We start from the raw sequence: 9,960 nt of genomic DNA on the forward strand, positions 1-9,960 counted from the left end.
GGCGAGTGCTCTGGCCAGCTGAGCTACAGGGGCGGATCGTGCGTGGTCAGCATAAGCGACAGAGCTGGGAACATCGCTCTCGGCAGGCCCTCTGCTCCAGCACCACATGCGCGTTGGTGCCGCTCACCCCGAAGGAGGAGACCCCGGCGCGGCGCGGACGACCCGCGTCCGGCCACGGGGTCCGCTGACGCAGCAGGGCCACCTGACCGGCGGACCAGTCGACCTCGCTGGTCGGGGTGTCTACGTGCAGGGTCGGCGGCAGGACCCCGTGCCGCATCGCCAGCACCGTCTTGATGACCCCGCCGACCCCGGCCGCCGCCTGGGTGTGACCGATGTTGGACTTCAGCGAGCCGAGCCAGAGCGGACGGTCGGCTGGCCGGCCCGCGCCGTACACGTTCATCAGGGCCCGCACCTCGATCGGGTCGCCGAGCGGGGTGCCGGTGCCGTGCGCCTCGACCACGTCCACGTCCGCGGCCGTCACCTGGGCGTCCACGAGCGCCTGGCGCAGCACCTTCTCCTGGGCCGGTCCGCTGGGGGCGGTGAGGCCGTTGCTCGCCCCGTCCTGGTTGACCGCCGTGCCGGTGACCAGGGCCAGCACCCGTCGACCGTGGCGGACGGCGTCCGAGAGCCGCTCCACGACCAGCATCCCGACGCCCTCGGCCGGGCCGAACCCGTCCGCTGAGTCGGCGAACGCCTTGCAGCGGCCGTCCGGGGCCAGCCCCCGCTGCCGGGAGAACTGCACGAACACCGCTGGGCTGGCCAGCACCGTCGCCCCGCCGGCCAGCGCCAGGTCGCACTCGCCCTGCCGCAGGGCCCGCACCGCCAGGTGCAGGGCCACCAGCGAGGACGAGCAGGCGGTGTCCACCGTCAACGCGGGCCCCTCCAGGCCCAACGTGTACGAGATACGCCCCGAGGTGAAGCTGACCACCCCGCCGGTCAGCAGGTGGCCCTCCAGTTCCGCCGGGGGCTGCCCGATGATGTCGGTATAGCCGCCGTGCCACGCCCCAACGCACACCCCGGTACGGCTGCCGCGCAGCGAGTCCGGGGCAATTTCGGCCCGCTCCAACGCCTCCCAGGACGTCTCCAGCAGCAGGCGCTGCTGCGGGTCCATGGTCAGCGCCTCGCGGGGCGAGATCCCGAAGAACGCGGCGTCGAAGTCGCCGACCCCGTCGAGGAACCCGCCCTCCCGGCAGTAGGTGCGGCCCGCCGCCGTCGGATCGGGGTCGTACAGCGCGTTGCCGTCCCAGCCGTGGTCGTCGGGGAACGGGGAGATCGCGTCCGTGCCTGACGCGACCAGTTCCCACAGCTCCTCCGGCGAGCTGACCCCACCGGGGTAGCGGCAGGCCATGCCCACGATCGCGATGGGCTCGTGCTCACGCGCCTCGACCGCGCGCAGCCGGTCGGTGGCCCTGGCGAGTTCGGTGGTGGTCAACCTCAGGTACTCGCGGAGCTTCTGCTCGTTCGACATGCCGCCTCACCCCTCCTGCCCGTCGGTCCCGTCCACCACGTCCGTCGCGTACGCGGGGTCAGGAGGCGCGGAACCTCTCGTCGATGAACGCGAAGATTTCGTCGTCGTCGGCGGACTCCAGCGCGTCGGCCGTGCCGCCGCCGTCGCCGCCGGCCGCTTCGTCCCGGGCCGCGCCCCACCGGGCGGCCAGCGCCGCGATCCGGACGCCGATCTCCCGGCGTACCAGGTCGTCCAGCCCGTCGAGGGTGGCCCCGTCGGTGCCGGCCAGGGCCGCCTCCAGCCGGCCCAGCTCCGCCAGCAGCGGCAGCTCGGCCTGGGCCCGCTCGGGGGCGAGCCCGGCGAGCAGGTGCTCCGCCAGGGCGTCCGGGGTGGGGTGGTCGAAAACCAGCGTCGCCGGCAGGCGCAGCCCGGACGCGGCGGCCAGCCGGTTGCGCAGTTCCACCGCCGTCAGCGAGTCGAAGCCGAGTTCCCGGAAGGCCCGGTCGGCGTCGACGGCCTGCCCGTCGGCGTGCCCAAGGACGGCCGCCGCGTGCCCGCGCACGCTGTCCAGCACCAACTCCCGCTGTTCTGCCGCTGTCAGCCCGGCGAGCCGGTCGGCGAGCGTGCGGTCCGCGTCGTCCCGGTTCGGGGCGACGGCCGTGGCGCCCGCCGCCGGCACCAGGTCGACGAGGAGCGCGGGAACCTTCCCGGCGGCCCGCAGCGCGACGACGTTGAGCCGGATCGGGACCTGGAGCGCCTCGTCCACGAGCTGTGCGGCGTCGAACAGGGCCAGGCCCTGGTCGGTGGTGAGCGGCAGCACGCCGCCGCGCGCCATCCTGCGGCGCATCCCCTCCTGGTCGAGGTGCCCGGCCATCCGGCTGCTGTCGGCCCACAGGCCCCACGCCAGCGACACCGCCTGGAGGCCCTGCGCCCGACGGTACTGGGCGAACGCGTCGACGAAGCCGTTGGCCGCCGAGTAGTTGCCCTGCCCAGGGCTGCCGAACAGGGCTGCCGCCGAGGAGAACAGCACGAACGCCGACAGGTCCCGGTCCCGGGTCAACTCGTGCAGGTTGAGCACCGCGTCGGCCTTGGGCCGCAGCACCGCGTCCACCTGCCCGGCGGTCAGCGCAGTGATGGTGGCGTCGTCGAGGACGCCGGCGGCGTGCACGACGGCGGTGAGCGGGTGCGCCTCCGGGATGCCGTCGAGCAGGCGGCGCAGCGCGACCCGGTCGGCGGCGTCGCAGGCGGCGACGGTCACCGACGCGCCGGACGCGGTCAGCTCGTCGACGGTCGCGGACGCCCCGTCCGCCTCCGGGCCGCTGCGGCCGGCGAGCACCAGGTGCCGTACGCCGTGCCGGGCGACCAGGTGCCGGGCGACGGCGCCGCCGAGCGTCCCGGTGCCGCCGGTGACCAGGACGGTGCCGTACGCGTCGAACGCGGGCGGCATGGTCAGCACCACCTTGCCGACGTGCCGGGCCTGGCTGATCAGGCGGAACGCGTCCCGGGCCCGCCGGACGTCCCGCACGGTCAGCGGCAGCGGGTCGAGCACCCCGGCGGCGAACAGCTCCATCAGCTCGCCTAGTAGCTGCCCGACCAGTTCCGGGCCGGCCTCGACGAGGTCGAACGCCCGGTAGGCGACCCCCGGGTGGTCGGCGGCGACGCGCTCGGGCTCACGGACGTCGGCCTTACCCAGTTCCAGGAAGTGGCCGCCGCGCGGCAGCAGCCGCAGGGACGCGTCCACGAACTCCCCGGCGAGGGAGTTCAGCACCACGTCCACGCCGCGCCCGCCGGTGGCGTCCAGGAACTGTCGGGTGAAGTCGAGGCTGCGGGAGTCGGCGATGTGCGCGTCGTCCAGGCCGAGCCCGCGCAGGGTGTCCCACTTGCCGCGGCTCGCCGTGGCGTAGACCTCCACGCCCAGGTGTCGGGCCAGTTGCAGGGTCGCCATGCCGACGCCGCCGGCCCCCGCGTGCACCAGCAGCGACTGCCCAGGGCGGACCCCGGCGAGCCGGGTGAGCGCGTAGTGGGCGGTCAGGAACACGGCCGGCACCGACGCGGCCTCGGCGAACGACCAGCCTCGTGGGACCCGGGCGAGCATCCGGGCGTCGGCGACCACGACCGGCCCGAGACCGCCGGTCCACATGCCGAGCACCCGGTCACCGGGGGCGAGGCCGGCCACGTCCGGCGCGACCTCGGTGACCACGCCGGCCCCCTCCGCGCCCAGCACCGGCGTGCCCGGGTACATGCCGAGCGCGATGAGGGTGTCCCGGAAGTTCACCCCCGCGGCGCGTACCGCGATCCGGACCTGCCCGGGGGCCAGGGGTGCCTCGGCGTCCGGGGCCGGGACCAGCGCCAGGCCCTCCAGGGTGCCCTCCCCGCCGGCGGCGAGCCGCCAGGCGGCACCGGCCGGGGGCGTCAGCGGGCCGTCGGGGCGGGGCCGGTGCCGGACCAGTCGGGGCACGTGCACCGTTCCGGCACGGACAGCCACCTGAGGTTCCCCTGCGGCGAGCGCGGCGGGCAGGGTCCCGGCGCTGGCCGGGTCGGCGTCCAGGTCGACGAGGACGAACCGGCCCGGCTCCTCGGACTGGGCGGAACGCACCAGACCCCACAGGGCGGCGGACACCGGGTCCACGTGCTCGGCGCCGTCGCCGACCGCCACCGCCGAGGTGGTGACGAACGCCAGCCTGGCCAGCCCCAGCCGGCCCTCGACCGCGAGCCAGTTCCGGGTCAGGTCGAGTGCGCCGAGCACGGTGGCACGCACCGCGTCGGGCCCGATCGGCGTGCCGGCCGGGACCGGCACCGCGACCACGTCGGGCACCGCCGCCCCCTCGGCCACCGCCGCGACCAGGCCGGCGAGATCGTGGTACGCCTCACAGAGGCCGCCCACCCGGTCCAGGCTCCCGGCGAGCCCGGGATCGGCCGCGCCCACGACCGCCCAGCGCTGCACCGGGGCGGGGGCCTGGTCCGGCCGGGCGGTCCAGGCGACGTGGTGCAGCGCGCCGTCCCCTGCGCCGGGGACGCCGGAGCTGAGCGCCTCCACCGGCACCGCACGCGCCACCAAGGAGTCGATCACCACGACCGGCCGGTCCTGCTCGTCGGAGCAGGCGATCCGGACCGCCTCGTCACCCGCCGGGCTGATGGTCACCCGCAGCCGGTCGGCCCCGGCCCCCGACGAGGACACGCCCCGCAGGGCGAACGGCATCCAGACCTGCCCGTCCTCGGGGAAGAACGCGCCGAGGCTCATCGCCTGGAACGCGGCGTCGAGCAGGGCCGGGTGGACGCCGAAGCGCGGGTTCCCGGTCTGCGGGGTGGGCAGGGCCACCTCGGCGTACACCGTGTCGCCGGCCCGCCAGGCGGCCCGGACCCCCCGGAACGACGGCCCGTACTGGTAGCCGCGATCGGCGAACCGGTCGTACATCCCCGCCACCTCGACGGGTTCGGCCCCGGCCGGCGGCCAGGGCGCGCCCGGTTCCCCGATCCCGGCGCTGTCGCCGCTCGGCACGAGGGTGCCCTGCGCGTGCCGGGTCCACCCGGCGTCCGCCTCCGCGCCGTCGGCGCGCGAGTGGACGGTGAGCTGCCGCCGACCCTGCGCGTCCGCCGGGCCCACCACGAGCCGCAGCCGCACCGCCGACTCGTCGGCCACCACCAGCGGCGCGTCCAGGGTCAGCTCCTCGATCCGGTCGGCCCCGTCCCGCCGCCCGGCCCACAGTGCGAGCTCGGCGAACGCGGCCCCGGGCAGGATCGCCGTGCCCAGCAGGGCGTGCTCGCCGAGCCACGGGTGCGACCGGGTGCCCAGCCGGGCCGGATACACGTGGCCGCCCTGGTCGGGCAGCTCGACCGCCCCGCCCAGCAGCGGGTGGTCCGCGCCGCTGAGACCGGCGGCGGCTACGTCCCCGCGCCCGGCCGGCGCGTGGTACCAGAAGCGCTCGCGCTGGAACGGGTACGTCGGCAGGTCGACCCGGCGCGAGTCGGTCCCGAAGAGGACGCCCGCGTCGATCTCGATCCCGTTGGCGTGGGCAAGCCCGAGCGCCACCCCGAACCAGCGGGCGCCACCCCTGCCGCGCCGCAGCGTGCCGAGCACCGTCGCGGTGACCCCGGCGTCCGCTGCGGTGCCCTGCAACGACACCGACAGCATCGGGTGTGGGCTGGGCTCCAGGAATCCCTCGTGCCCGTCCGCGAGCATCGCCCGGGTCGCCCGCTCGAACTCCACCGGGTCGCGCATGTTGCGGTACCAGTAGGCGGCGTCCATCCGCGCGGTGTCCAGCAGGCCGCCGGTGACCGTCGAGTAGAAGGGGATCTCCGAGCTGCGGGGCGACACCGGGGCCAGCGCCACCATCAGGTGGTCCTTCAGCACGTCCACCTGCGCGGAGTGCCCGGCCGTGTCCACCCCCGGGATCGCCTTGGCGTGCACGCCCTCGGCGGTCAGCTCGTCGACGAGTTCGGCGAGCGCGTCGGGGTAGCCGCTCACCGCGGCCGTACCGGGGCTGTTCACCGCGGCGACGGACACCCGCTCGCCGAACCGCTCCAGGCGGGCCCGGAGCTCGTCGACGGGGAGCGACACCGCCACCATCCCGCCCTGCCCGGCCAGCCGCAGCCACGCCTGGCTGCGCAGGGCGACGATCCGCGCCGCGTCATCCAGGGACAGGCCGCCGGCCACGTAGGCCGCCGCGATCTCGCCCTGCGAGTGGCCGACCACGGCGGACGGGTGCACGCCCAGCGCCCGCCAGGCCGCCGCCAGCGACACCATCATCGTGAACAGCACCGGCTGAACCACGTCGACCCGGCTCAGCGGGGGCGCCTCCGGCACGCGGCGCAGCACGTCCAGCACCGACCAGTCAAGGTACGCCCGCAGCGCCTCGTCGCACGCCAGCGCGCTCGCCCGGAAGGCCGGAGAGCGGTCGAGCAGCCCGTCGGCCATCTCGGCCCACTGCGAGCCCTGGCCGGGGAAGACGAACGCGACCCGGTCGCTCGCGCCGGCCCGCCCCCGCAGCAGCGACGGGTGTTCCTCGCCCCGGGCCAGCGCGGCGAGCGCGTCGCGGGCCTCCGCGCGGCTCTCCCCGACGACGACCGCCCGGTGCTCGAAGCGCGCCCGGGTGGCCGCCAGCGTGTAGCCGACCTCGGTGATGTCCAGGTCGGGTTCCTCGATCAGCCGGGCCCGCAGCCGGGCGGCCTGGGCGGCAAGCGCGGCGCTGCCCCGGGCTGACAGGAACAGCGGGACGGTGACCTCGTCCGCCTCGTGGTCGATCGGTTCCCGCACCGCCAGCGGCGCCTGCTCGACGATCACGTGGGCATTGGTGCCGCTGATGCCGAACGAGGACACCGCCGCCCGGCGTGGTTCGTCGCCCTCCGGCCACGGCACCGACTCGGTCAGCAACGACACCGCGCCGGACGCCCAGTCCACCCGGGGCGTCGGCCGATCCACGTGCAGTGTGCGCGGCAACGTGTCGTGCCGCAGCGCCAGGATCACCTTCATCACCCCGGCGATGCCGGCGGCCGCCTGGGTGTGACCGATGTTGGACTTCAGCGAGCCGAGCCACAGCGGCCGGTCCGCCGGCCGGTCCCGGCCGTACGTGGCGAGCAACGCCTGCGCCTCGATGGGGTCGCCCAGGGCGGTGCCGGTGCCGTGCGCCTCGACCGCGTCCACCTGGTCCGGCCGCAGGCCGGCATCGGCCAGGGCCTGCCGGATGACGCGCTCCTGGGAGGGCCCGTTCGGGGCGGTGAGGCCGTTGCTGGCCCCATCCTGGTTGACGGCCGAGCCCTTGATCACGGCCAGAATCTCGTGCCCAGCGGCCTGCGCGTCGGCGAGCCGCTGCACCACCATCATGGCGGCGCCCTCGCTGAGGGCCACCCCGTCGGCGGCGGCGGCGAACGCCTTGGACCGGCCGTCCGGGGACATCGCCCGCTGCCGGGAGAACTCCACCAGCATGTCCGGCGTCGACATCACCGTGGCGCCGCCGACCAGGGCCAGCGCGCACTCGCCCCGACGCAGCGCCTGCGCCGCGAGGTGCAGCGCCACCAGGGAGGCGGAGCAGGCCGTGTCCACGGTCACCGCCGGGCCCTCCAGGCCGAAGACGTACGAGAGCCGGCCGGACATGACGCTGGCCGAGTTGCCGGTGCCGAGGTAGCCCTCGAAGTCGTCCGCGCCGTCGCGCAGCAGCGGCATGTAGTGCTGGCCGTTGGTCCCCACGAACACCCCGGTCCGGGTGCCGCGCAACGCGGTCGGGTCCAGCCCGGCCCGTTCCAGGGACTCCCACGCCGTCTCCAGCAGCAGGCGCTGCTGCGGATCCATGGCCAGGGCCTCGCGGGGCGAGATCCCGAAGAAGGCGGCGTCGAAGTCCGGCGCGTCGTGCAGGAAGCCGCCCTCGCGGACGTAGGTACGGCCGGGCGCGTCCGGGTCCGGGTCGTACAGGCCGTCGACGTCCCAGCCCCGGTTGGTGGGGAAGGTGGAGATGGCGTCGCGGCCCTTCTCCAGCAGGTCCCACAGGTCGTCGGGGGCCTCGACCCCGCCGGGGAACCGGCAGGCCATCCCGATCACCGCGATCGGCTCGTCGTCGCCCGCCTTCGTCGGAGGGGCCGACGGGGCGGCGGCATCCGCCGTGTCCTCGCCGGCCTCCGGACCGAGTAGCTCGGTGCGCAGGAACGCGGCCAGCGCCCGGGCACTGGGATGATCGAAGACGACGGACGCCGGCAGGGCCAGCCCGGTGGCCGCGTTCAGCCGGTTGCGCAGGTCCACCGCCGTCACCGAGGTGAAGCCGAGTTCCCGGAACGCCCGGTCCGGATCGGCCGCCTCGGCCTCGTCGTGCCCCAGGACGACCGAGACGTGCGCGCGGACCAGCCGCAGCAGCGTCCGGTGCTGGTCGGCCGCGGGCTTGCCGCCGAGGGCTCGGGCCAGTTCGGAGCCGACCGACGAGTCCTCGACCGGGGTGCGCTCCGCCTCCCGGGCCGCCCGCAGTTCGGGCAGCTCGTCGAAGAACGTGCTCGGCCGGGCGGCCGTGTACGACGCGACGAACCGCGCCCAGTCAACGTCGGCCACGGTCACCGCGTGCTCGCCCCGCGCCACCGCCCCGCGCAGCACGTCCAGCGCGGCTGCCGGGTCCAACGGCGTGAGGCCGCTGCGCCGCAGCAGTTCGAGGTCGGGGCCGGCGGCCCCGGTTGGTGCGCGCCCGGCGGCCTCCACCGTTGCGTCGGCCCACGGCGTCCACGCGATCGCCGTGCCGGGCACGCCCCGGGCCCGCCTCGCCTCGACCAGCGCGTCCAGCCCGGCGGTACCCGCCGCGTACCCGCCGTGCCCCGCGCCTCCCCAGGTTCCGGAGACCGAGGAGAAGACGACGAACGCGTCGAGCCCCAGCTCCGCCTCCGCAGCGAGGGCGTCGAGGTGCGCTGCCGTCGTCGTCCTTGCTGCGACGGCAGCGACGAGGTCCTCCGGGGTGGTCTCGGCGAGGGCGGTGAGCGCGACGGCGGGCGGGGCCACCACGATCGTGGTGGGCTCGTACGCGCCGAGCAGCCCGGCGAGCGCGTCCCGGTCGGTGGGGTCGCAGTCGACCAGCGACACCCGGCCGGGCTCGCCGGTGAGCCCGGCGGTGGACGCGGCGGTCGGGCCGGCGAGCACCACGTGCGCCGCCCCGTCGCGGAGGAGGCTGCCGACGAGGGGCCCGGCGACCGGGCCGGTGTCCCCGACGACGAGCACGGTGCCCCGGGCCGGCCAGTCACCGGAGCTGACGGCGGCGCGGGAGCGCATGAGACGGCGTCCGTGGACACCGGAGACCCGCACGGCGACCTGGTCCTCACCGTCAGAGCCGCCCACCACGCCGGCGAGCTGCGCGAAGGCGCGCTTGCCGAGGGACGCCGGCAGGTCGACCAGTCCGCCCCACCGGTCCGGCAGTTCGAGGGCCGCGACCCGTCCGAGCCCCCACACCTGGGCCTGCCCGGCGTCCGGTGCCTCGCCGGAGGACACGGCGACGGCCCCCCGGGTGACGGCCCAGAGGCGGGCCGGCGTCCCCGCGTCCGCCAGCGCCTGGATCAGGGCGAGCGAGGCGGTCAGACTCAGGGGTACGGCCGGGTGGCGCGCGTCCGCGCCCTCGGCGAGCGCCAGCAACGAGATCACGCCGGCCGGGCCGTCCGCCTCGGTGTCCCCGGGCGCGGTGGCGGCGGAGGTCAGCAAGGCGACGAGGCTGGCCCGGTCGGCGGCGGCGTCGACGGTCAGCAGCTCGACGGACGCACCACGCGCGGCCAACGCCTGTCGTACGCCCTCCGCCACCTCGTCGCCGGCCAGCGTCTCGGGCACCACCAGCAGCCAGCGGTCGGTGAGGTGTCGGGGGTCGCCCGTCGGCAGCGGTTTCCAACTGACCCGATACCGCAGACCCCCTACCGGATCGGCGTCGGCACCAACAACGGCAAGACCTCTCGTCGGGGTCGGCGCCCAGTAGTGGCGTCGTTGGAACGGATACGTCGGTAGATCAACCCTGCGGGCACCCGTACCGGCATACACCCGCGCCCAATCCACCCCCACACCACCA

Annotated in this window: 1 protein-coding gene and 1 pseudogene; both read right to left on the reverse strand. The window is 75.8% G+C overall.

The window, feature by feature from the left end; genetic code table 11:
* Positions 1 to 85 precede the first annotated feature (85 nt).
* Positions 86 to 1,468: pseudogene (locus E1258_RS25985) on the reverse strand (type I polyketide synthase); the annotation flags it as partial.
* Positions 1,469 to 1,526: 58 nt separating this feature from the next.
* The gene (locus tag E1258_RS25990) at positions 1,527 to 9,728 is read right to left on the reverse strand and encodes an SDR family NAD(P)-dependent oxidoreductase (protein WP_305847279.1); all 8,202 of its coding nucleotides are present in this window, start codon (positions 9,726 to 9,728) and stop codon (positions 1,527 to 1,529) included.
* Positions 9,729 to 9,960: the final 232 nt, after the last annotated feature.

Source organism: Micromonospora sp. KC207 (assembly GCF_004348615.1).
Classification (GTDB): Bacteria; Actinomycetota; Actinomycetes; order Mycobacteriales; family Micromonosporaceae; genus Micromonospora.